Raw genomic sequence first — 22161 nt, 5'->3', positions numbered from 1 at the left:
CCTGCCTCTCAACCCGGTTTGGATTCCTGTCCGGCGCGCCAGCGCGGGGTATTCATGGCGACCCAGCGGCGGAGCGCCAGCAAGGCCGTCAGATCCGGGGTGAGGTCGCCGAGAAGGGGTGCTGAGGCCGCGCCCGCGACGAGGGAGAGATGTTCCGCGTCGCTCCAGCGCCGCACGTTCGCGTCCCCGGCGGCCAGGCCGGCGGCGTGACGCCAGCGCGCGACCTGCGCCGGTGAGGACAGCATCGGCAACACGAGCAGGAGCCCTGTCGCGGCGGCGGCGGACACGGCCTGCCAGGCGTCGTAAAGCGGACCTGTCGGCTTGCGGCGGCGCAGGGCGGCATAGCTTTGCTCGAAACTGGGCACGGAATCCGGCTGTAGCCCCGCGGGAAAAGGCCCCATGTGGAAAAGCGGGACGACGCCCGGTGGGACGTGACTGATCATCTCCGCGATCGAACCCTCCTTGCCGTCGGGAACGAGTTGAACGGCATCGACCGTTCCCTTCGCCAGCGCGTTCATGGCGTCCTCCATCGACGCGAGGCCCGGGACGGGGATGGGACGCAGGCCGAGCAGGGTCAGGCCGAGCAGGCTGGCCAGTTCGACGCCCGTCGGCTGCGAGACGGCGAGCCGGATGGCGCGGTCGCGGATCAGGGCGCTGAAACGCGTCTCGATGTTTTGATGCAGGTCGGCGCGGGCGAGGGTGAGGACCGGCTGGCGCGCAATGAGGAGAGGCACCCAGCGGCTGTAATCGAAATGCACGCGCGGATCGCCCGCCAGCGTGGCGATGATGGCGGCGCCCGGGACGAGCAGCGCCGTCCGCCCGCTCGCATCCATCGCGATGTCGAAATTATTGGCCGAGGTGACGCCGTCGCGTCCGACATCGCGGCGCAGGCGCGGCGGCGCGGAGAGGCCAAGACCGGCAGCCAGGTTTCCCGCCAGAAGCGGGGCGCTTTGCCCGATCAGTGTATCGGCCATGCCGCCGAGCAGGAGCGTGACCTCCGGCGCCGGCTCCGCCTCCGTCTCCTCCGAGAGCGCGGCATTGAGCGCTTCCAGCGCGTGAGCCGGCACCGTGGCGCCCAGCCATCCGGTCGCGGCCGCAGACAGGAACCCGCGTCGCTTCAGGACGAAGGAGGGCCGTTGCGGTGCTCCGGAGGACTGGTCACGATCAGTCACGGTCTCGTCTCATATCTGCGCGCCATCACTCGCCGCCGGAACGGGGAGCTGCGCCGGATTTGCGGCGAAATGGTGGCGTCCGGTCCATCCGGAGGTCCATCCGGATCAGGGCCATTTCACCTCGGGCGGCATGCTCATGAGGATTGCGTCCGTGTTGCCGCCCGTCTTCAGGCCGAACACCGTACCACGATCGCGCAGCAGATTGAACTCCACATAGCGTCCGCGCCGGATGAGCTGCGCGTCACGCTCGGCCTCCGTCCAAGGCTGCATCATGCGGGCGCGTACCGCAACGGGGTAGGCCTCCGCAAAGGCGTCGCCGACATCGCGGGTGAAGTGGAAATCCGCCTCGGCGTCGCCGGTCGTCAGGTGATCGTAGAAAATGCCGCCCAGCCCGCGCGCTTCGTTCCGATGCGGCAGGAAGAAATATTCGTCGCACCATTTCTTGAAGCGCGGATAATAATCCGGGTCGTGGCGCTTGCAGGCGCTCTCGAAGGCGGCATGGAACAGGCGGGCGTCTTCCCGCGCGGCCGCGCTGTCCGGGAACATCGGCGTGATGTCTCCGCCGCCACCGAACCAGCCATGGCCGGTGATGATGAGCCGCGTGTTGAAATGCGCGGCGCAGACATGCGGATTGCAGGGATGCGCGACTAGCGAGATGCCGGTGGCGAAAAAACGCGGATCGTCCTCGGTCCCGGGGATCGAACCGCGGAATTCCGGCGCGAAGCTGCCCCAGACGGTCGAGACGTTGACGCCGACCTTCTCGAAGACCCGGCCGCGCATGACGGACATCACGCCGCTGCCACGCAACTGGCTGTCCGACCCTTCCCGGGTCCAGGGGGTCCGCTCGAAGCGGCCCGGCGCGGTGCGGTCTTTCAGCACCGGAGAGCCGAGGGCAGCGGCGTCGTCCTCGATCGCCTCGTACGAGGCGCAAATTCTGTCGCGCAGGGACTCGAACCACGCCGTTGCGGCGCGTTTGAGCTTGTCGTGGGGTACGTCGGCCCGTATCAGGTCGGCGAAGGTGACGGGTTCTGCCGTCTCGCTCATTGTCAGGCTCCAAAGTTTCGCCCTTGCCCGGCCGAGCCGGCAGGGCCGCTTTTCGGATATCAGAAATGTGATTGCAGGGACATAGGGGGGCGGACGGACATGCCGGATTTGATGGGGGATAGATCTGAATGACGCAAGACGTAGGCCAAGAGGCGGGCATCGAGCCGCTCATCGGCGTGATCGGCGGTTCCGGACTCTACAATATCGACGGGCTGGAGGATCGGGTGTGGCGGCGAGTCGCCACGCCTTGGGGGGAGCCGTCGGACGAGCTTCTGTTCGGGCGGTTGCGCGGTGTGCGCTGCGTGTTTCTGCCCCGTCACGGGCGCGGCCATCCGATCCCGCCTTCGGAGCTGAACTTCCGCGCCAATATCGACGCGCTGAAGCGCTCCGGCGTGACGGACATCATCTCCCTTTCCGCCGTGGGCTCGCTGCGTGACGATCTGCCGCCAGGCAGCTTCGTGCTGGTGGATCAGTTCATTGACCGCTCCTTCGCGCGGCAGAAGAGTTTCTTCACGACGGGCTGCGTGGCGCATGTGCCGATGGCCGATCCCACCTGCCCGCGTCTGGGCGAAGTGATCCTGCGCCAGGCGGAACTGCTCGACATCACCATGCGCAAGGGAGGCACCTATCTGGTGATGGAAGGGCCGCAATTCTCGACCCGCGCGGAGAGCGAGCTTTATCGCGAGTGGGGGTGCTCGGTCATCGGCATGACCAACATGCCGGAAGCGAAGCTCGCCCGCGAGGCGGAGATGGATTATGCGAGCGTCGCCATGGTGACGGATTTCGACTGCTGGCACGAAGGGCATGACAGCGTGACCGTCGATGCGGTGGTGGAGGTCATGCAACGCAACAGCGAGCGTGCGCGGAATCTCATCCGGGCGGTGATCCCCGCGCTGGGCGGCGTCCGGCCGCCATGCCCGGCCGGATGCGACCGCGCGCTGGAGCATGCCATCATCACCGCGCCGGAGGCGCGCGACCCGGCCCTGCTGGAGAAGCTGGACGCCGTGGCCGGGCGCGTTCTCAAGCGCTGAGCTGTGGCGCTGAGTCTCTGGCGCTGAGCGGGGAGGGCGGGGTCGTCCCGCCGCTCCTGCCTCCGGAGAGGTCGGCCGTCAGAGATTCTCCTTGAAGAACGCAACTGTGCGTTCGTGGGCGAGGTCGCGGGCGGCGCGGTCGAAGCTGGGGCGGTCGTCGCAGCCGAAGCCGTGGCCCGCGCCGTCATAGACGAAGATTTCCACCGCCTCGCGATCATCCGCCGTGTTGTCGCGGATCGTCTGTATGTCGGTATGCGGAATATGGTCGTCTTCGCCGCCGAAATGGAGCTGGACGGGGCAATGCGGCTTTTCGTGGCTGATCGCCGCGATGCCGCCGCCATACCAGCTCACGGCGGCGGCGAAGTCGCGGGTGCGGGTGGCTCCCATCCAGGCGACGAGTCCGCCCCAGCAGAAGCCGAGAATGCCGACGCGGGCCTGACCATGGCGTGAAAGCGCATGGGCCGTGGCGGTGATGTCCGCCATCAGATCGTCCGGCGCGATTTTCGCGCGCAGGGCGAGCCCCTTGTCCAGACCATGCTGATCGTAAGGCAGGACGGCGTCCCGCTCGACGCGGTCGAACAGCGCGGGGGCGATGACGTGAAAGCCGTGATGGCCGGCGAGTTCGTCGCAGACGGATCTGATATGGTCGGTCAGGCCGAAAATCTCCTGCACGACCACGACGGCGCGCGGAGACTCGGGATTGCCGGCCTCATAGGCGGCGAAATGATGGGTGTCCGCGGCTGTCAGCGAAATCATCTTTCCCATTATGTTTCGGTCTCCTTGCTGAAGAATGGCTGAGGGAAGGGAAGGACTATTGGGCGAGATCGTCAACCTGCGCCATGAGCGGCAACGTGCGGGCCGCTGGCGGGATGCGTCCCGGGCCGGGAGCGGCCGCGCGTTCTTTCGGGCGGACGGGGAGTCTCCGAAAAATCATCAAAAAAATCACCGGATCGCGGTCTTGACGCCGGGGTGATGCGGGCCTACCTCGTTGGCACTCTCTAAGTGGGAGTGCTAACGCGCTGCGGCTTAGCGGGCGCGCAAACCGGCTGCGTCGCTTATCGACGAGGACGCGGCCTCAGATATGGAGCGATCCATCATGACGAAATTCCGGCCTCTGCACGATCGTGTCGTGGTTCGTCGCCTCACCGGCGAAGAGAAGACCAAGGGCGGCATCATCATTCCGGACACCGCCAAGGAAAAGCCGATGGAAGGCGAAGTGATTTCCGTCGGCCCCGGCGCGCGGAACGAGCAGGGCCAGATCGTGGCGCTGGACGTGAAGGCGGGAGACCGCGTTCTGTTCGGCAAATGGTCCGGCACCGAGGTGAAGATCGACGGCGAAGAGCTGCTGATCATGAAGGAAAGCGACATCATGGGCGTGATCGGCTGACTGCCAGCCTCCGCTTGACCTGATTTCGCAAAAGAACCTCTTTCGGAGTTATTGAAATGGCTGCCAAGGACGTAAAATTCGGCGGTGAAGCCCGCCAGAAAATGTTGCGCGGCGTGGATATTCTGGCTGACGCGGTCAAGGTGACGCTCGGCCCGAAGGGACGCAACGTCGTGCTCGACAAGAGCTTCGGCGCGCCGCGCATCACCAAGGACGGCGTTTCGGTCGCCAAGGAAATCGAGCTGGCCGACAAGTTCGAGAACATGGGCGCGCAGATGGTGCGCGAGGTCGCGAGCAAGACCAACGACGTGGCCGGTGACGGCACCACGACGGCCACCGTGCTTGCCCAGGCGATCATCCGCGAGGGCGCCAAGGCCGTCGCCGCCGGGATGAACCCGATGGACCTCAAGCGCGGCGTGGACAAGGCCGTCGTCGCCGTCGTCGAGGAACTCAAGAAGAACACCAAGAAGATCACCACCCCCGCCGAGACGGCGCAGGTCGGCACGATTTCCGCCAATGGCGAGCATGAGATCGGCGAGATGATCTCCGCTGCCATGCAGAAGGTCGGGTCCGAGGGCGTGATCACGGTCGAGGAGGCCAAGGGCCTGCACACCGAACTCGACGTCGTCGAGGGCATGCAGTTCGACCGTGGCTACATCTCGCCGTATTTCGTGACCAACGCGGAGAAGATGACGGCGGATCTCGAGAATCCGTACATCCTCATCCACGAGAAGAAGCTCTCCTCGCTCCAGCCGATGCTGCCGCTGCTCGAAGCGGTCGTGCAGTCCGGCCGTCCGCTGGTGATCATCGCCGAGGACGTGGACGGCGAGGCCCTGGCGACTCTGGTCGTCAACAAGCTGCGCGGCGGCCTGAAGATCGCTGCCGTCAAGGCGCCGGGCTTCGGCGATCGTCGCAAGGCGATGCTGGAAGACATCGCGATCCTGACCGGCGGCCAGGTGATCAGCGAGGATCTCGGGATCAAGCTGGAGACGGTCGGTCTCGAAATGCTGGGCCACGCCAAGAAGGTCCACATCGAGAAGGAAAACACCACGATCGTCGAGGGCGCGGGCAACTCCGAGGATATCAAGGGGCGCTGCAACCAGATCCGTGGCCAGATCGAGGAGACCACCTCGGATTACGATCGCGAGAAGCTCCAGGAGCGTCTGGCGAAGCTGGCGGGCGGCGTCGCGGTCATCCGCGTCGGCGGCAGCACCGAGGTCGAGGTGAAGGAGCGCAAGGACCGCGTGGACGACGCGCTGCACGCGACCCGCGCGGCGGTCGAGGAAGGCATCGTTCCGGGCGGCGGCACGGCGCTGGCGCGTGCGTCCAAGGCTCTGGAGCACCTGCACTTCCACAATGACGACCAGCGCGTCGGCGCGGAGATCATCCGCAAGGCCCTTCAGGCCCCGCTGCGTCAGATCGCCTTCAACGCGGGCGAGGACGGTGCGGTGATCGCGGGCAAGGTGCTGGAGAACGGCGACTATGCCTTCGGCTTCGATGCCCAGAACGGCGAGTACAAGGATCTCGTCGCGGCTGGCATCATCGACCCGACCAAGGTCGTCCGCACTGCGTTGCAGGATGCGGCTTCGGTGGCCGGGCTGCTGATCACCACCGAGGCGATGGTCGCCGAGAAGCCCGAGAAGAAGGCCGCTCCGGCCGGTGGCCCGGGTGGAATGGGCGGCATGGGCGATATGGATTTCTGATCCTCCGCCCACAGAGTGTCGCGAGAAAGGTCGCCCCGTCGCAGGACGGGGCGATTTTTTTTGCGCCGGTCGGACGGCGTCACCGGCGCATCCGGTCAGTATCCGGGCGGATGCGCCCAGGGTCCGCGCGCGGCTTCCCATCCCGCGCCGAGACTCAGCAGCAGGGCCTCGCTCCAGGCGGGACCGATGAACGAAAGTCCCACCGGCAGGCCGTGGACGAGCGCCATGGGCACGGAGAGATGCGGATAGCCGGCCACGGCGGCGAGCTGCCCGGCGTTCCATCCGCCGCCGGTCCGATCGCCATAGACAAGATCGATGCTCCAGGCCGGCCCATAGGTCGGGGCGATCAGCGCGTCGAGATGATTTTTGGCGAGCATCGCGTCGATGCCGTTGGTGGCCGCGATCTCATAGGCTGCCTGCCGGGTTTCGCGGGGGTCCGTCGTCGGGGAGGTGTCCGCGGCCTGCTCGAACACGTCCTGTCCGAAATACGGCATCTCGGTCCTGGCGTTGGCGCGGTCGAAGGCGATGACGGCTTCCAGATCGCGCGTCTTCACGGCCGGCGGCGTATGGGCGAGGTAGAGGTCGATCGCCATATGGAATTCCCCGAGCAGCGCCTGGAATTCCTTCTCATTCAGATCCTGGGCGTCGAATGTCGGGATATCCACCAAGGTGGCGCCCGCCGCCCGCAACGTGTCCAGACTCTTCTGGAAGGCAACTCGCACGGCGGGGTCCGTACCCTCGGCGAAGCGCATCACACCCAGGCGCACGCTCTGTAATGCGTGGGGATCGAGGTGCTTGAGGTAATCCGTCCAATGCTTGTCGGCGGTTTTCGTCGCGGGGTCGGTGGGGTCCGAGCCGGCCAGGACGGTGAGCAGCAACGCGGCGTCGCGCACGGTGCGGGTCAGCGTGCCGGCCGTGTCCTGCATGGGCGAGATCGGCACGATGCCGGTGCGGGAGATGAGGCCGAGCGTCGGTTTGAGCCCGACCACGCCGTTCACCGAAGCGGGACAGGTGATGGAGCCGTCCGTTTCCGTGCCGATGGCAGCTCCCGCGAAGCCGGCGGCGATGGCGGCGGCGCTTCCTGAACTCGACCCGCAGGCACTCCGGTTCGTGTCCCACGGGTTTCGGGTCAGCCCCCCGACGGCGCTCCAGCCGCTGGTTGCCCTGCTGGAGCGGAAATTGGCCCATTCCGAGAGGTTGGTCTTGCCGAGGATGACGGCCCCTCCTTGCCGCAGCCGGGTGACGAGCGGCGCGTCGCGATGGGTGAGGTTGGCGGCGAGCGCGGTGGACCCCGCGGTGGTGGCGATGAAATCCGCCGTCTCGATATTGTCCTTCACCAGAAGTGGCAGCCCGTAAAGCGGAGCGGCGAGGGATTCCGACGCGGCGGCGCTTTCCGCCTGCCGGTTGAGGGCGATGATGGTGTGCAGGGTGTGGTCATACTTCGTGATCTGCGCGGCATAGAGAGCGAGGAGCCCTTCGGGGCTGAGCGCGCCGCTTCGCATGCGGGCGATCTGATCCGTCGCGCTGTCATGGGGCGAGGGCGGGGTTTGGGGTGGAGGCCCGGCAGGCGTAGGGCCGGGCGCTGCGTTTGTCGCGTGCTCGGGATTTTTCTTGTGCGTGCGGGCTTCAGTCGACGGGACCATGAACAGGAGGAGCGCGAGGAGGACGGCTCGGATCATGGGAAATTCGCTTTCCTGCTGGGGGAGATCGTGTCGGGGGCGGCGCTGTCGAGGAAGTCCCGGATGTCGGCGATGGCTTCGGATATTCCCATGCGGCGCAGCGTCACGCCTTTTGGAAAGGCCGCGGCGAGGCGCGAAGGCATGCGCCGGTCGAGCATGACGAAGACACCGCGATCACTGGTCTTGCGGATGAGGCGCCCGAAGGCCTGTCGCAGTTTCATGCGGGCCAGCCGGTCGTCATAGGCGCCCGGCTGGCCGTGGGAGAGATGCAGCCGCCGCTCGCGGTGCAGGATGTCCGCGCGCGGCCAGGGCGTGCGCTCGAACACTACCATCCGCAGGGCCTCGCCCGGCACGTCCACCCCGTCGCGCATCGCGTCCGTGCCCAGCAGGCAGGAATCGATCTCAGTGCGAAAAATATCGATGAGCGTGGCGTTGTCCATCGCGTCCACATGCTGGGCGTAGAGCGGGAGTCCTGCCTCATCGAGCGGCCCCGCGATGCGGGCATGGACGGCGCGCAGTCGCGAGATGGCCGTGAACAGGCCGAGCGCGCCCCCGCCCGCCGCAAGGAAGAGATCGCGATAGGCTCCTGCGAGGGCGGGAAGATCGTCGCGGGGAAGATCGGCGATGACATAGGCGCGGGTCTGGCGGGCGTAGTCGAACGGGCTCATCAGCGCCGCGCGGATTGCCGGGGCGGGGAAATGCGTGGCGCCCAGCCGCGTCTCGGCGGCGGCCCAGGCGGCTTCCTCGCTTTCCGTACCGGTTTCGCCCGGCTGGTCGCGTCCCGGCTGGTCACGTAACGTCGCCGAGGTGATGAGCAGACCATGGGCGGGCGCGCGCATCACGGCGGCGAAGGGCAGGGTCGGGTCGAGCCAGTGGCGGTGCAGGCCGATATCGTGTTCGCCGCCGAACGGGCCTCGCCCGGGGAGGCGTTCGGCGCGGATGAAATCCACATGGACGGGCCGTTCTCCCGGCTCGGGCGGGACGGCGGTGGAGTCCAGCAGGGCTATCCAGCCTTGCACGCGGTTGAGCGCCCGGCGGCGCAGCGCGCGGATCGCTCCCTCGATTCGTGATCGGGCGGCGCTGTCGAGGTTTTCGGCATCGTCCTCAAGCTGGTCGTGAAGGCGTTGGATCAGCGTTTCAAGCGGTGTGGTGAGCCGGTTCAGCGCGCGGGAGAAGGCTTCGGCGGCATCGGCGAGAGAGGGATCGGCGGGGTGAAGGTCGCATTCTGAATCGGTCCCGCGATGGGGAGATGCGGCGCGGGTGGCCTCGCGGGCGTCGAGCTGATGCTTCAGCGCCGCGAGGAAAGCTTCCGCCGGGTTGGCGGGAAGCCCGTCCACATGGGCCTGTTCCGCGTCCGGCGCGCGGAGACGACTGGACCAGCCGGGGGCGGGCAGGGCGCGTGCGGCCTGAAGCACCGCGTTGAGCGGCGGGTCCAGCGCGGGGAAGGTCGCGACGAGATCCTCAAGGCGGCGGGCGATGCCCCGGGCGCGCGACCGGCTGCCCTCGGCGCCCAGCAGCCAGCGGCGGAGTTCGGCGGTCTGCAGCCCGGACAGGACGAGGGCGAAGGCACCGTCGGCGGCATCGGGCAAATGATGCCCTTCGTCGAAAACATAGCGCGTGGGAGGGGCGTCCTCCTCCGGCACGTCATCCGGCGACGAGGCGGTCCAGGCGGCCTGCGCCATGACGAGGGCGTGGTTGGCGATGACGAGGTCGGCGACGCGGGCGCGGCGGATCGTATGTTCGACGAAACAGCGCTGATAATGAGGGCAGGCGCCGTGGATGCATTCGCCGCGCCGATCGGCCACGGCAAAGACCGTCCCCGCGCCGAAGAGTTCGCCGAACCAGCCGGGCAGGTCGCCACCCAGCAGGTCGCCGTCGCTGGAGATTTCCGCCCAGCGCGCCAGCAGGGCGAGAGCGATCAGGGCGGGGCCGGATGAGTCGCCCCGCGAGGCGGCGGTGTTGACCGCGTCTTCCATGTTCAGCAGGCAGAGATAGTTCTCGCGTCCCTTGCGGACGACGACGGCGTTCCGCCGCGCGGCTGGATCGGGATGCAGGCGCGTCAGCTCCTGCTCGATCTGGCGCTGGAGATGCCGGGTATAGGTGCTGATCCACACCGTGCCGCCATTGCGCTCCGCCCAGAGGCTGGCGGGGGCGACGTAGCCGAGCGTCTTGCCGGTGCCGGTGCCCGCTTCGGCGAGCACGAGATGGGGCGATCCGACCGTCCGGCGCGGGTCGAATGCACCGGCGGCGACGGAAGCGAAATCCGCCTGGCCGGGACGGGTCTCCGCTTCCGGCCCCAGCAGCGCGGCGAGGCGGGCGCGCGCTTCGGCGGAGGTGACGGGAAAACTGGAGGGCGGCGGGCGCGGGGCCTCGTCCTCCCATTTGGGCAGTCTCCGCCAGATGCGGACGGCGTCCAGGGCGGGCTGGTTCGCGGGGCCGGGGCCGAGGGCCTCCTCCACCGTGGCGGTCCAGATCCACCCGGCGGCGGAGAGAACGGGAAGAAAGATCCGCATTGTCGCGCCGGCAGGCGTCTCGCGCGCGCTGCGGAGGCGCAGGAGCAGGGCGTTCAACAGCGTATGGAGGAAATCCGCCTCGATCGTCGCGGGGGGCGGCAGATCGAGCGCGAGGGCGAGACCGCGCGGGGTCGGGGTCGCGCTCTGGCCCGGAGAAACAAAAAGAAAGAGTTCCAGCAGATCGAAGCATTCATTGCGCGCCGGAGGCGTTTCGATGCCGAGAACACGCATCGTTGCGGGAGCGTGAACGAGGAGCGGTAGCGCGCCGACGAGGTGTTGCATGGCATTATCTGTTGCAACGTCAATGAGTTCGCCATCAGCGGTTAGAATCGAACTGTGTCGTCGGCCCGCGATCAGAGCCGGGCTGCCGAAAGGGGATGGGGATGAAGCGGCGGGCATGCGGGCAGCTTACAGGGGCGGACGCGCCGGGCCTAGAGTTGGCGATTGCTTGACCGCGACGGGTTGCATACCTAGTTTCCACACAATCATGTCAGTTCAGATGAATGCACCTCCTGCCGCCGAGACTTTGACGGTTCCCAAGGCGTGGCCCTTCGAGGAGGCGCGCAAGATCGTCGCGCGCGTCGAATCCCGCGCGGCGGCTGAGGGCGATGCCGATCGTCCCGCCCTGCTGGAGACGGGGTACGGGCCGTCCGGCCTGCCGCATATCGGCACGTTCGGCGAGGTGGCGCGCACGACCTGGGTCCGTCAGGCCTATGAGGCGCTGACGGGGCGAAAGGCCCGGCTCCTCGCCTTTTCCGACGACATGGACGCGCTTCGCAAGGTGCCGACCAATGTGCCGGAGCAGGAGATGCTGGCGCAGCATCTCGGTCTGCCATTGACGCGCATTCCCGATCCTTTCGGCCGCTACGAGAGCTTCGCGCATCACAACAACGCCATGCTCCGCGCGTTTCTCGACAGCTTCGGTTTCGAATACGAGTTCGCGTCCTCCACCAGCTATTACACCGCCGGTCGTTTCGACGCGGCCCTGCGGCGGATGCTGGAGGTGCATGACGAGGTGGTGGCGACCATCGCGCCGACCCTCGGCGCGGAGCGGCGGGCGACCTACTCGCCGGTTCTGCCGATCCATCCGAGGACCGGGCGTGTCATGCAGGTTCCGGTGACGAGGGTCGATCCGGCGGCGGCGACGGTCGTCTGGGCGGACCCGGAGACGGGCGAGATTTTCGAGACCTCCGTGCTCGGCGGTCACGCCAAGATGCAGTGGAAGGCCGACTGGGCCATGCGCTGGTACGCGCTGGGCGTGGATTACGAAATGTCGGGCAAGGATCTGATCGACAGCGTGAAGCTGTCCAGCAAAATTTGCCGCATTCTCGGCAAGGAGCCGCCTGCGGGGCTGACCTACGAGCTTTTCCTCGACCAGAACGCGCAGAAAATCAGCAAATCCAAGGGCAACGGACTGTCCATTGAGGAATGGCTTCGTCTTGCGCCGCCGGAAAGTCTCGCGCAATACATGTTTAACCAGCCGACCCGTGCCAAGCGTCTGTTTTTCGACGTTATTCCCCGGGCGATGGATGAATATCTGGCCAATGCGGAGAAAGCGGAAACGGAGAGCGATCCGGATGTTCTGAAGGCCAATCCCGCCTGGTTCATCCGGGGCGGAAATGTTGATGAGTCAACGTCCAGTCCGGTTTCTTTCACCCAGCTTCTCAATCTGGCCTCGGTCGCCAACGCGGAGACGGCGGAGACGTTGTGGAAGTTCCTGCGGCGCTACGACCCGGCGCTTTCGCCCGAGACGCATCCCTATGTGGACCGGCTGGTGCGCCACGCGCTGGTCTATTTCAAGGAGTTCGTGAAACCCGCGAAAACCTTCCGCGCGCCGACGGAGCAGGAACGCCTGGCGCTGGAGGATCTGGCGGCGGAATTGCGGCGCGCCGATCCGAAGCTGTTGCCCATCGAGGTGCAGGATATCGTGTTCGAGGTCGGCAAGCGGCATCAGTTCCAGCCCCTGCGCGGATGGTTCGGTTGTCTCTACGAAGTGTTGCTCGGGCAGAGCGAGGGGCCGCGCTTCGGTATTTTCGCGGCACTCTTCGGTTTGCCGGAAACCGTCGCGCTGATCGAGGGCGCCCTGGCCCGCGATCCGGCCCATGATCCGGCGCGCGCTCCGTCGATGCTGGCCGGGCAGGGCTGACACGATGCTCACCAACCCGCAGCGGGATCTGGTGACGGCGGAGATCGAGGACGGGGAGCCCGACGGATTTTGCGCACGCGGGGAGCGGCCAGTCTCGACCGGACGCCGCGTGTTGCATGCCGCTCCGGCGGCAGTGGGGCTGGTCCTGCTGGTGGGCGCGTTCTTCGTCATCCAGCGCGAGGTCCGTCATCTGTCGCTGGCGGATATCCGGATCGCGCTGCGGGGCATTCCGGACCGCGCCCTGCTGGCGGGCGCGGCCTGCACGGTTCTCTCCTATTTCGTGCTGTCCTTTTACGATTATCTGGGCTGCATCCATGTCGGCGCCCGGAAATCCTGGCGCCGCGCCGCCTTCGCGGCCTTCTGCTCCTATGTGCTGTCGCATAATCTCGGCTGCGCGGCGATTTCCGGCGCGGCGGTGCGCTTCCGGCTCTATCGCACATGGCGCGTTGCGCCCGGCGCGATCGCGCAGATCATCGCCTTCTGCTCCACGACCTATCTGTTCGGCGCGGCCGCGCTGATCGGCTGGGTGCTGCTCTTCCAGCCGGAGCATATCCCGCTGTTCGGCGCCTTGCCGCGATCGCTGCTGTGGCTGTGCGGCGCAGCGTGCTGGGCGGTCGTCGCGGCCTATGTGATACTCTCCTTCCGCCGCCGCGAATTCGCGTGGCGTCGATTGCGGATCGAGATTCCCCGCCCCCCCATCGCCATAGCGCAGGTCGTGGTCGCTTCCGCCGACATGTCGGCGACGGCGCTGATCGCCTATGTGCTACTCCCGGCCGGCACGCCGCTCTCCTTCGGCGCGTTTCTGGCGATCTATCTCGCTTCCTATACGGCCGGGCTTCTGGCGAGCGTGCCGGGCGGGCTGGGTGTTTTCGACAGCGCCATGCTGCTGGCGCTGGGCAGCTACATGACGACCCCCCAGGTCCTGGGCGTGGTGCTGGTCTTTCGGCTCTTCTATTATGTGATCCCCCTCTTGCTGGCCGGCCTCATGTTCGCGGGGCATGAGCTGTTCCTGCGTGGCGAGGCGGTTCTGGCGCGACGGCTCGGCACGGTTCCGCCGCCGGTCGTGGCGCGGCGGGAGCGGCAGCTCATCAGGGAATCCGAGGCCGATTTCTCGGTGGGCGTCGCGACGGGCGTCGTTTCGGCCACCGGATTGCTGCTCGTTTTCTACGCCATCGTCGTGCCGCCGCCGCTGGATCGCCGGCTTCTGGGAAGTTTCGTGCCGCAGGGGGCGAATCTGCTGCTCTGTTTTGCGGGCGTGACGCTGCTGGGGCTGGCGATCGGCCTGTCGCAGCGCGTGACCCTCGCCTGGAAGGCCAGCCTCGGCATGCTGGCCTTGTCGATCCTCCTGGTGGAGCTGAGGGCGGCGCCCCAGGGTGTCCCCCTTGCGCTGATGTTGGTGATGTTTCTCATCGCCCCCTTCCGGAGCTGTTATTACCGCCGCGCGCGCCTGCTGGTGGAGCCGCTCTGTCCGTCCATGATCGCGTCCCTGACGCTCTGGATTCTGAGCCTCGCCTCGCTGGGCCTCTTTGCGATGCGGCGTCACATGGGGGTGGCCTGGTGGCATGCCCTGATTTTCGACGCGCATACCTCGGTCGCGCGCTGGGCGCTCGGGATTTCCGCGCTTCTCGCCCTGGCCGCGGTCGTGCAGATGATGCGACGCGGGCGTATTCCGATCCGGGTCTGGGATTCGGAAAGCGAAAACTGGTATGGCCGTCTCGACCATGCGCTCGATGAGATTGGTCCCCGGCGTCCGAGCGGATTGCTTGTCGACGAGAGTGGCAAGTCGGGCATTCCCTTCCTTCGGACGGGGCGGTTCATCATCGGCCTGGGCGATCCCGCCGGGGCGCAGCACGCCTGCGTCGCGGCGATCTGGCGTCTGCGTGATCTGGCGCTTCAGGAAGGACGCCATCCGGCCTTCATACGCGTCGGCCAGGCCTTGCTGGACGTGTATTACGATATCGGCCTGACCGTCTTGCCGCATGTGGGACTGCTGGGCGGCACGCTGTGTTGCCTGCCGCAGGACATTCCGGCTGTCCAGGCGGCTCTGGCGAGCGAGTGGCGACGGAGCGGCCGACTTGGAAGGGGGCAATCCGGGCGTCAGGCGGAAGGGTGCGCCTCAAGTCTTTATCGATGATGCTGACAGCTCATGGGGTGATACAGCAGGTCGGGTTCCGCTACGTGGCCACGGCATGGCTGCTGGCCTATCCCGCATTGTTCTCCATCGTGAATCCCCTCGGCGCGGCGCTCATTTTCGCGCAGGTGACGATGGGGCGCCTGCGCTCCGAAATCACGCAGCTTTCCCGTCTGGTGGCGGTCCAGTCCTTCGTCGTGCTGATCGTCTCGATCTGGTTCGGGGAGAGTATTCTTGGGTTCTTCGGCATTTCCATCGACGCGCTCCGGGTGGCTGGCGGCCTCGTCGTCGCGACCCGGGCATGGACGATGCTCGCGGCGCCGGAGGAAAACGAGGCGCGCAAGGAACGGCAGGCGTTCCAGGGCGGCCGCACCGTGGCCGCTCCCGATTTGCGGGGGCTGGCGTTCTTTCCGTTGACGATGCCTTTCACCGTCGGGCCCGGCAGTATTTCCGTGGCGATCGCGCTGAGTTCGGAGCGTCCGGCGGGGGAGCCGATGGTCGGGTATTTCTGTGGGCTGACCCTTGCCGCGTTGAGCATGGCGCTGACGATCTGGGTCGTCTACGTCTATGCCGATCGGATCGTCAATGCACTCGGCGAGATGGGCGCGCGGATCGTCAGCCGGCTCGCCGCGCTGATTCTCCTCTGTATCGGGGTGCAGATCACCTTTTCCGGCGTCGAGGGATTCGTGCTTCTGCTCGCGCGGAAGGTCGGGTTTTCCATTACCGGCTGAACGCGTCGGCGACATGCTCGCGCAACGCGGGCAGAACGTCTTCCGCGAACCATGGGGAGCGTCTTTCCCATGCGCCCGTGCGCCATGACGGGTGGGGCAGGGGAAAATAGCGGGGCAGGAAGCTGCGGAACGCCCGCACACGATCCGTTACCCGCCCCGGGCCGAGCACGTGGTTCTGGGCGTAACTCCCGACCAGCAGGGTCAGGCGGATGTCCGGCAGGAGCGTCAGAAGCCGCTCGCGCCAGAGCGGGGCGCATTCCGGCCGGGGCGGGTTGTCGCCGCCGAGCGGGTTGCGGCCGGGATAACAGAGGCCCATCGGCATGATGGCGAAACGGCTGGTGTCGTAGAATTCCTCCGCGGTCACGCCCAGCCAGGCGCGCAGGCGGTCGCCGGAGGCATCGGCGAACGAACGTCCGGCGAGATGGGCCTTCGTGCCCGGCGCCTGGCTGGCGATCAGAATCCGGGAGCGGAGCGAGACGTGCAGGAGCGGGCGCGGGCCGAGTGGAAGCACCGCCGTGCAGACGGCGCAGTTACGAATCTCCGTGACCAGCCGGTCGAGATCCGATGTGTCGGACGTCGAAGCCTCAGACGGAGGTGACGAGCGGGTGCGCAAGGGGGTAGTCGGCGCAATTTTCATAATGAGGCGCATCCGTGCCGAGAAAGGAACGGAACAGGGTGAAGCTGTGGACGAGCATGGGCTCCGGCCGGCTCAGATTGTTGAGTTGCACCCAGCGTGCCGCGGCCGGACTCCACGGAAGATACGCGACCGTCACGCGCGGGGTGAAGCGGCGCGTGTCGGGCGAGAGGCCGATGCGGCGCAGGGCGGTTTCGATGCGTGACTGAAGCCGTACGAGGGGTTCGCTGGGTTCCACGCCGAACCAGAGGTGCTCGCCGCGCGGCGTCGCCGTGACGCCGATGCCGGAGATCTGAAGGGTAAACGTGGTTGCCTCGACGCGGGAGAGAGCGAAATCGACCTCCTCAGCCATATGACGACTCTTGATTTCTCCCAGGAACCGCAGGGTAAGATGATAGTTCTCCGGTGGGGTCCAGATCGCGCCAGGGAGGTTGGCGCGTCGTTCGGCGAGGAAGAGCCTCTGCTCGCTGGCGATCTCGAGTGCCGTGAAAAGACGCATGTTCGCCTCCAGCCAAGGATGGGCCGCCCGTCTCATCATGCCATGTTGACCGGCGCTGGCTACAGGGAATCGACTTGTGCGTGATATTAGCTCACGCGAGACTTGACCTCCCGGCTCCCGGGGCCACATTTGATGGATTGAGACGCCGGGCTCTTCCCCGGCACAGGAAAGGGTGTCATGGCTTTCGTTCCAAATTTTCGTTCTGGAGATCAAACCCGTCCCGGTGCGACCGCCAGGTTCGATGCGGTCGATGCCGGGTTGCGCGCCTATATGGTCGGGGTGTTCGGCTGGATGGCGGCCGGGCTCGCCGTGACGGGCGCCGTGGCTTGGGCCGTGGCCGAAACCTCGCTCCGGAGTGTCTTCTATCACGTCGTGCCCATGATGTCGGGCGGTCTCGCCCTGCGTCCCACGGGACTCGGCTATCTGGCGATCTTCGCCCCGCTGGTGTTCGTGATGGTGTTGTCCTTCGGGATCAACCGCCTCTCCCGTCAGGCCGTGCAGACCCTGTTCTGGGTGTTCTGCGCCGTGATGGGCGCGAGCATGGCGAATATCCTTCTCATCTATACCGGCGTGTCGATCGCGCGGACGTTCTTTGTGACGGCCGGCACTTTCGCGGCGATGGCGTTGTGGGGCTATACCACGCGCGCAGATCTGTCGCGGATGGGATCGTTTCTGCTGATGGGGCTTTTCGGACTCATCATCGCCGGAGTCGTCAACATATTCCTGCACTCGCCTGAGGTGCAGTTCATCTACAGCATCGTAGGGGTGGGCATCTTCACCCTCCTGACGGGTTACGATACGCAGCGTATCCGTGTGTCCTATATGCAATATCTTTCTTATGTGGGTCCGGAGGAACTGGCGAAGCGCAGTGTTTACGACGCGCTGGGTCTTTACCTCAACTTCATCAATCTCTTCCAGTTCCTGATGCAGTTCATGGGTGTGCGTTCGAATAACAATAACTGATTTTACTTCCCGGAAGTCGGGAAGGACATGAGGCGGGGAGCGGAAGCTCCCCGCTTTTTTATTTTTGGGCCACAAAAACGACGGAAATATTTAAGGACTGCTCCGGTCTCCTTGATAGTATGTGTTGCCGCGCTGCACGGGCAATCAGCTAAAAAATCAGCAAGATTTGATGGCCGCAGGACAGTAAATTTTTCGAACATATTGAAATCGCAAGAAACTCATTGGTTTCCTCGATCAGGTTTTCGTGAAAATTGGAACGAAGAGTACTTGCGTTGCGCGACGATCGGGAGGAAGACAGCAGGCATGTCCGGGCATTGGAGCCCGGCAATTGGGTGGTTTGCGAGGTTTTCCGCCACATGATTGGTGGAAAATGATGGAGGCCATTAGGAGAAGCGAGTTGCGAAGCGATGAAGCCCGTCACCGTCGGGTCTGGCAAAGCGGAGTCGGCCCTTGTGTCGGTCAGCCAGTCTCTCCGGTCGTCAGGCCGTCCTTCGCTGCGGGAGGAGAGAAGGCGTGATATTCTCTGACAAAGCTGTCGGCACGCGAGGCAGGGTGCGATCCTGCCGCACTGGCGGCCCATCGCGATATGGTCTGATGAACGGATCAATGAGCGGGGTTTCAATATGAAAAGCAAGATTTTGCCGAAATTGGGGCGGTTCGCGCTGGGGCTTCCCGCACTGCTGCTCTCCGGATGCACGCTCGATCTTTTGGAGCCCCGTGGGCCGATCGGCGTGGCGAACCGGAACGTTATCCTCCTGGAACTGGGCGTGATGCTTCTCATCGTCATCCCGGTGATCATCGCCACGCTGATTTACGCGCGTAAATATCGCGCATCGAACACCTCGGCGGAATATCTGCCGACATGGTCGCATTCGACGAAGATCGAAGTGTTCGTCTGGGGCGCGCCGGCTATCATCGTTCTGGCTCTCGGCGCCATCAGCGCGTGGTCGTCCTTCGCGTTCGATCCCTATCGCCCGCTGAAAGTGAGCGATGCGTCCGGGGCGCCGGTCAAGCCCGTCAATGTCCAGGTTGTATCGCTCGACTGGAAGTGGCTGTTCATCTATCCGGATCTCGGGATCGCGACGATTAATCAGTTGGCCGTTCCGGTGAATACGCCGATCGATTTTCGTCTGACTTCCGATGCTGTGATGACGTCGTTCTTCATTCCGCGTCTTGGATCGCAGATTTACGCGATGGCGGGCATGCAGACCCAGCTTCATCTGCTGGCGTCCGAACCGGGTGATTATCGCGGCGAGGCGGCCCAGTACACCGGGCGCGGTTTTTCGGACATGAAGTTCCGCACGCTCGCGATGACGAAGAGCGATTTCGACGCCTGGGTGGACAAGGTCAAGCAGTCTTCCGATACGCTCGATAGCGCCAGTTATCCGAAGGTAGCCGCGCCGCAGGAAGCGGCCCCGGTCGAATATTTCGCACATGTCCAGCCTGGTCTCTTCGATGCGGTCGTGGCCAAGTACAATAACGGCACGGTGATCGACAAGAGTACGGGCAAGGTCATACATATGCAGTCCGCCATGTCCGACATGCAGATGAAGGAATGAGGCAATGCTCGGTAAATTAACTCTCTCAGCCATACCGTTCGACGTGCCGATTCTCGTCGGTACCTTCGTCGGCGTGGCGGTGGTCGGCGTGGCCGTTCTCGGCCTGATCACCTATTTCGGCAAATGGGGATATCTCTGGCGCGAATGGTTGACCACGGTCGATCACAAGCGTCTGGGTGTCATGTATATCGTGCTGGCTCTCGTCATGCTGTTCCGCGGTTTCGCGGACGCACTGATGATGCGCACGCAACTCGCGATCGCCTATAACGGCAATCCCGGCTATCTGCCGCCGCATCACTACGATCAGATCTTCTCCGCCCATGGCACGATCATGATTTTCTTCATGGCCATGGCGTTCATGACGGGTCTGTTCAACGTCGTCGTGCCGCTTCAGATCGGCGCGCGCGACGTGGCGTTCCCCTTCCTGAACTCGGTCAGTTTCTGGCTGACGACGATCAGCGCCGTTCTCATCAACGTGTCACTCTTCGTCGGTGAATTCGCGCAGGTCGGCTGGCTGGCCTATCCGCCGATTTCCGAGATGCAGTTCAGTCCCGGCGTCGGGATCGACTATTACATCTGGGCGGTGCAGCTTTCCGGTGTGGGGACGTTGCTCACTGGCGTGAATTTCTTCACGACTATTCTCAAGATGCGCGCTCCCGGAATGGGGCTGATGCAGATGCCCATCTTCACCTGGACGGCTTTCTGCGCCTCGATCCTCATCCTCGCCGCTTTCCCGGTACTGACCGTCACGCTGGGCTGCCTGTCGCTTGACCGCTATCTCGGGATGCATTTTTTCACCAATGACGGTGGCGGCAACGTCATGTTGTATCTCAACATGATCTGGGCGTGGGGCCATCCTGAAGTCTATATCCTCATCCTGCCTGCTTTCGGCGTGTTCTCGGAGGTGGTTCCGACCTTCTCGCGCAAGCCGCTCTTCGGGTATGCGACGATGGTCTGGGCGACGATTGCCATTACCTTCCTGTCATTTATCGTCTGGGTGCATCATTTCTTCACCATGGGCGCCGGCCCGAGTGTAAACGCCTTCTTCGGCATCATGACGATGATCATCGCCGTGCCGACGGGTGTGAAGATCTTCAACTGGCTGTTCACCATGTATAAGGGTCGCATCGAGTTCAACTCGATGATGTACTGGGTGCTCGGCTTCATGGTCACGTTCAGCATCGGCGGCATGACGGGCGTCATGCTTGCAATGCCGGCGGCCGACTGGGTGCTTCACAACTCCCTGTTCGTCATTGCGCATTTCCACAACGTCATCATCGGCGGCGTGTATTTCGGCTATGTGACGGGTTTGAACTACTGGTGGCCCAAGATCATGGGCTACAAGATGAACGAGACGTGGGGCAAGCGCGCCTTCTTCTTCTGGTTCATCGGCTTCTACTTCGCTTTCGTTCCGCTCTACATCGCGGGATTCGAAGGCATGACCCGTCGCCTGAACCACTACGACAATCCCGATTGGCACCTTCAGATGCAGATCGCCGAAATCGGCGTGCTGTTGATCGCCTGCGGCGTGGTCTGCCAGCTCACGCAGATCTATGTCAGCATCCGCGACGGCAAACTGCCCGCGAACCGGGACTTCACGGGCGATATCTGGAACGGCCGCACGCTGGAATGGTCGATCCCGTCTCCTCCGCCGGCGTATAACTTCGCCGTCATCCCCACCATCAACGGTCTGGACACGTTCCATAACGAGAAGGAGCAGGGGCTGGGCGGGACCGACAAGCCGCTGGAAGACATTCACATGCCGAAGAACACCTCCGCCGGAGTGTTCATCGGAGTGTTCGCCTTCCTGATCGGCTTCGGCGCGATCTGGTATATCTGGTGGCTGGCGGCCCTCGGCCTGCTCGGCGTCATGGCGACGATCATTCTGCGGAGTGCGAATCTCGACATCGACTATTACGTGCCGGCGAGCGAGGTCCAGCGCGATCTGGATGAACATTCCCGTAAGCTGATGGCGCAGGCGGCGGAGTAATCATGGCACATCAAGCAATCACGCCGGCCGGTTCGGCGCATGACGAGCACGAGCATCACGAAACTCCCGTGGTGTTCGGGTTCTGGATCTACCTGATGACGGACTGCGTGCTGTTCGGCACCCTGTTCGCTGTCTTCGCGGTGATGCGCAACCAGTTTGCCGGTGGTCCCACCGGCAAGGAGCTGTTCGATTTGCAGGGGGTCGGTCTTGAGACCCTTATCCTGCTGCTCAGCTCGATCACCTTCGGGTTCGGGGCGCTCAGCGCCCAGGCGAAGAAGCATGGCCTGTTCATCTTCTGGCTCGCCGTGACGTTCCTGCTCGGCCTCTCCTTCGTCGGCATGGAAATTCGCGAGTTCTCGCATATGGTCGCCGAAGGTAACGGGCCGGACCGCAGCGCGTTCCTCTCAGCCTTCTTCACGCTCGTCTCTACGCACGGTCTGCACGTGACCTGCGGCCTGATCTGGATCGCCGTCGTGGCGCTTCAGAGCTTCGGCTCGCAGGCATGGACGCCGCGCTTCATGAGCAAGCTGACCTGCCTGAGCCTCTTCTGGCACTTTCTGGACATCGTCTGGATCTGTGTCTTCACCTTCGTCTACCTGATGAGTGTGATCTGATGAGCAACGCCCACCATTCGGCCATGGGCCATGATGAACCCGGGGAAGGCCACGCCTCCTACGGGTCATATATGATCGGTTTCTTCCTTTCGCTTATCCTGACGGCCGGCGCCTTCGCTGCTGTCATGGTGCATGCGATGTCACCCAGCACCACCATCGCCGTCATTTCGGTGCTGGCGATCGTGCAGGTCTTCGTTCATGTGGTCTACTTCCTGCATATGAATACCGACCCCGAAACGACCTGGAACCGCCTTGCGTTCGCATTCGCGATCCTCGTGGTTCTGATCGTCGTGTTCGGCTTCCTGTTCGTGATGCACGATACTGCCATGCACATGATGTCCCGCTGACATCTTTTGTTGGCGCACGCC

At 64.6% G+C, this 22161-nt stretch carries 18 protein-coding genes; 11 read left to right on the top strand and 7 right to left on the bottom strand.

Annotated elements, in window-relative coordinates; translation table 11 throughout:
- Positions 1–8: 8 nt before the first annotated feature.
- Positions 9–1172, bottom strand: a complete 1164-nt coding sequence (locus tag EDC31_RS02905; protein WP_052511839.1) for a hypothetical protein — start codon at positions 1170–1172, stop codon at positions 9–11.
- A gap of 105 nt (positions 1173–1277) precedes the next feature.
- Positions 1278–2216, bottom strand: a complete 939-nt coding sequence (gene hemF / locus EDC31_RS02900) for an oxygen-dependent coproporphyrinogen oxidase (protein WP_042057913.1) — start codon at positions 2214–2216, stop codon at positions 1278–1280.
- A 128-nt stretch (positions 2217–2344) separates the two neighbouring features.
- Here hemF and EDC31_RS02895 point away from each other — a divergent pair, with 128 nt between their 5' ends.
- Positions 2345–3247: an S-methyl-5'-thioadenosine phosphorylase gene (locus EDC31_RS02895; RefSeq protein ID WP_042057910.1), complete on the top strand. Its 903-nt coding sequence runs from the start codon at positions 2345–2347 to the stop codon at positions 3245–3247.
- A 78-nt stretch (positions 3248–3325) separates the two neighbouring features.
- Here the strand turns inward: EDC31_RS02895 and EDC31_RS02890 are convergent, their stop codons facing one another.
- Positions 3326–4012 (bottom strand): dienelactone hydrolase family protein, encoded by a 687-nt coding sequence (locus EDC31_RS02890; protein ID WP_307188340.1) that lies wholly within the window; start codon positions 4010–4012, stop codon positions 3326–3328.
- Between the two features lie 331 nt (positions 4013–4343).
- Between EDC31_RS02890 and groES the strand changes: the two genes are divergently transcribed.
- On the top strand, positions 4344–4634 hold the full coding sequence (gene groES / locus EDC31_RS02885; protein ID WP_042058078.1) for a co-chaperone GroES: 291 nt from the start codon (positions 4344–4346) through the stop codon (positions 4632–4634).
- A 56-nt stretch (positions 4635–4690) separates the two neighbouring features.
- Positions 4691–6334, top strand: a complete 1644-nt coding sequence (groL, locus tag EDC31_RS02880) for a chaperonin GroEL (RefSeq protein WP_042057908.1) — start codon at positions 4691–4693, stop codon at positions 6332–6334.
- Between the two features lie 95 nt (positions 6335–6429).
- On the opposite strand, the gene EDC31_RS02875 is transcribed toward groL, so the two are convergent.
- Positions 6430–8013, bottom strand: coding sequence for an amidase (locus tag EDC31_RS02875; RefSeq protein ID WP_239641626.1), 1584 nt, complete (start codon positions 8011–8013; stop codon positions 6430–6432).
- A complete protein-coding gene (locus EDC31_RS02870; RefSeq protein WP_042057906.1) occupies positions 8010–10925 on the bottom strand; it encodes an ATP-dependent DNA helicase in 2916 nt (971 codons plus the stop codon). Before EDC31_RS02870 ends, EDC31_RS02875 begins: the two co-directional genes overlap by 4 nt.
- Before the next feature lie 100 nt (positions 10926–11025).
- On the opposite strand from EDC31_RS02870, the gene EDC31_RS02865 reads away from it, so the two are divergent.
- From EDC31_RS02865 to EDC31_RS02855, 3 genes are read left to right on the top strand one after another with little or no spacing between them, the layout of a single operon-like run.
- On the top strand, positions 11026–12672 hold the full coding sequence (locus EDC31_RS02865; RefSeq protein ID WP_042057904.1) for a lysine--tRNA ligase: 1647 nt from the start codon (positions 11026–11028) through the stop codon (positions 12670–12672).
- A gap of 4 nt (positions 12673–12676) precedes the next feature.
- Positions 12677–14806 (top strand): lysylphosphatidylglycerol synthase domain-containing protein, encoded by a 2130-nt coding sequence (locus tag EDC31_RS02860; RefSeq protein ID WP_042058075.1) that lies wholly within the window; start codon positions 12677–12679, stop codon positions 14804–14806.
- Complete coding sequence (locus EDC31_RS02855; protein WP_081797539.1) at positions 14806–15534, top strand: MarC family protein; 729 nt, start codon at positions 14806–14808, stop codon at positions 15532–15534. The genes EDC31_RS02860 and EDC31_RS02855 overlap by 1 nt, the downstream gene beginning before the upstream one ends.
- On the opposite strand, the gene EDC31_RS02850 is transcribed toward EDC31_RS02855, so the two are convergent.
- Both EDC31_RS02850 and thpR read right to left on the bottom strand, forming a co-directional pair.
- A complete protein-coding gene (locus EDC31_RS02850) occupies positions 15524–16171 on the bottom strand; it encodes a uracil-DNA glycosylase family protein (RefSeq protein ID WP_081797530.1) in 648 nt (215 codons plus the stop codon). The genes EDC31_RS02855 and EDC31_RS02850 overlap by 11 nt on opposite strands.
- A complete protein-coding gene (gene thpR / locus EDC31_RS02845; RefSeq protein ID WP_042057900.1) occupies positions 16119–16667 on the bottom strand; it encodes an RNA 2',3'-cyclic phosphodiesterase in 549 nt (182 codons plus the stop codon). Before thpR ends, EDC31_RS02850 begins: the two co-directional genes overlap by 53 nt.
- A 177-nt stretch (positions 16668–16844) precedes the next feature.
- Here thpR and EDC31_RS02840 point away from each other — a divergent pair, with 177 nt between their 5' ends.
- The 5 genes from EDC31_RS02840 (at position 16845) to cyoD (ending at position 22140) form a co-directional block, all read left to right on the top strand.
- The gene (locus tag EDC31_RS02840; RefSeq protein WP_081797528.1) at positions 16845–17630 is read left to right on the top strand and encodes a Bax inhibitor-1/YccA family protein; all 786 of its coding nucleotides are present in this window, start codon (positions 16845–16847) and stop codon (positions 17628–17630) included.
- Between the two features lie 623 nt (positions 17631–18253).
- On the top strand, positions 18254–19189 hold the full coding sequence (cyoA, locus tag EDC31_RS02835) for a ubiquinol oxidase subunit II (protein WP_042057898.1): 936 nt from the start codon (positions 18254–18256) through the stop codon (positions 19187–19189).
- Between the two features lie 4 nt (positions 19190–19193).
- Positions 19194–21179, top strand: coding sequence for a cytochrome o ubiquinol oxidase subunit I (gene cyoB, locus EDC31_RS02830; RefSeq protein WP_042057897.1), 1986 nt, complete (start codon positions 19194–19196; stop codon positions 21177–21179).
- Between the two features lie 2 nt (positions 21180–21181).
- On the top strand, positions 21182–21793 hold the full coding sequence (cyoC, locus tag EDC31_RS02825) for a cytochrome o ubiquinol oxidase subunit III (protein ID WP_042057893.1): 612 nt from the start codon (positions 21182–21184) through the stop codon (positions 21791–21793).
- Entirely contained in the window at positions 21793–22140 is a 348-nt protein-coding gene (gene cyoD / locus EDC31_RS02820) for a cytochrome o ubiquinol oxidase subunit IV (protein WP_042057891.1), read from the top strand. The genes cyoC and cyoD overlap by 1 nt, the downstream gene beginning before the upstream one ends.
- The last annotated feature ends 21 nt before the right edge of the window (positions 22141–22161 follow it).

This window comes from Acidomonas methanolica (assembly GCF_004346035.1).
GTDB classification, from domain to species: Bacteria; Pseudomonadota; Alphaproteobacteria; order Acetobacterales; family Acetobacteraceae; genus Acidomonas; species Acidomonas methanolica.
The sequence above is the reverse complement of the archived record's forward strand: the minus strand, read 5'-3'. Positions and strand labels throughout refer to the sequence as shown.

Bases quoted from the DNA above. Each gene is read 5' to 3' on its own strand.
- hemF (WP_042057913.1), bottom strand. From the start codon at position 2,216: ATGAGCGAGACGGCAGAACCCGTCACCTTCGCCGACCTGATACGGGCC.
- EDC31_RS02895 (WP_042057910.1), top strand. From the start codon at position 2,345: ATGACGCAAGACGTAGGCCAAGAGGCGGGCATCGAGCCGCTCATCGGC.
- EDC31_RS02890 (WP_307188340.1), bottom strand. From the start codon at position 4,012: ATGGGAAAGATGATTTCGCTGACAGCCGCGGACACCCATCATTTCGCC.
- groES (WP_042058078.1), top strand. From the start codon at position 4,344: ATGACGAAATTCCGGCCTCTGCACGATCGTGTCGTGGTTCGTCGCCTC.
- groL (WP_042057908.1), top strand. From the start codon at position 4,691: ATGGCTGCCAAGGACGTAAAATTCGGCGGTGAAGCCCGCCAGAAAATG.
- EDC31_RS02875 (WP_239641626.1), bottom strand. From the start codon at position 8,013: ATGATCCGAGCCGTCCTCCTCGCGCTCCTCCTGTTCATGGTCCCGTCG.
- EDC31_RS02870 (WP_042057906.1), bottom strand. From the start codon at position 10,925: ATGCCCGCCGCTTCATCCCCATCCCCTTTCGGCAGCCCGGCTCTGATC.
- EDC31_RS02865 (WP_042057904.1), top strand. From the start codon at position 11,026: ATGAATGCACCTCCTGCCGCCGAGACTTTGACGGTTCCCAAGGCGTGG.
- EDC31_RS02860 (WP_042058075.1), top strand. From the start codon at position 12,677: ATGCTCACCAACCCGCAGCGGGATCTGGTGACGGCGGAGATCGAGGAC.
- EDC31_RS02855 (WP_081797539.1), top strand. From the start codon at position 14,806: ATGCTGACAGCTCATGGGGTGATACAGCAGGTCGGGTTCCGCTACGTG.
- EDC31_RS02850 (WP_081797530.1), bottom strand. From the start codon at position 16,171: ATGAAAATTGCGCCGACTACCCCCTTGCGCACCCGCTCGTCACCTCCG.
- thpR (WP_042057900.1), bottom strand. From the start codon at position 16,667: ATGCGTCTTTTCACGGCACTCGAGATCGCCAGCGAGCAGAGGCTCTTC.
- EDC31_RS02840 (WP_081797528.1), top strand. From the start codon at position 16,845: ATGGCTTTCGTTCCAAATTTTCGTTCTGGAGATCAAACCCGTCCCGGT.
- cyoA (WP_042057898.1), top strand. From the start codon at position 18,254: ATGAAAAGCAAGATTTTGCCGAAATTGGGGCGGTTCGCGCTGGGGCTT.
- cyoB (WP_042057897.1), top strand. From the start codon at position 19,194: ATGCTCGGTAAATTAACTCTCTCAGCCATACCGTTCGACGTGCCGATT.
- cyoC (WP_042057893.1), top strand. From the start codon at position 21,182: ATGGCACATCAAGCAATCACGCCGGCCGGTTCGGCGCATGACGAGCAC.
- cyoD (WP_042057891.1), top strand. From the start codon at position 21,793: ATGAGCAACGCCCACCATTCGGCCATGGGCCATGATGAACCCGGGGAA.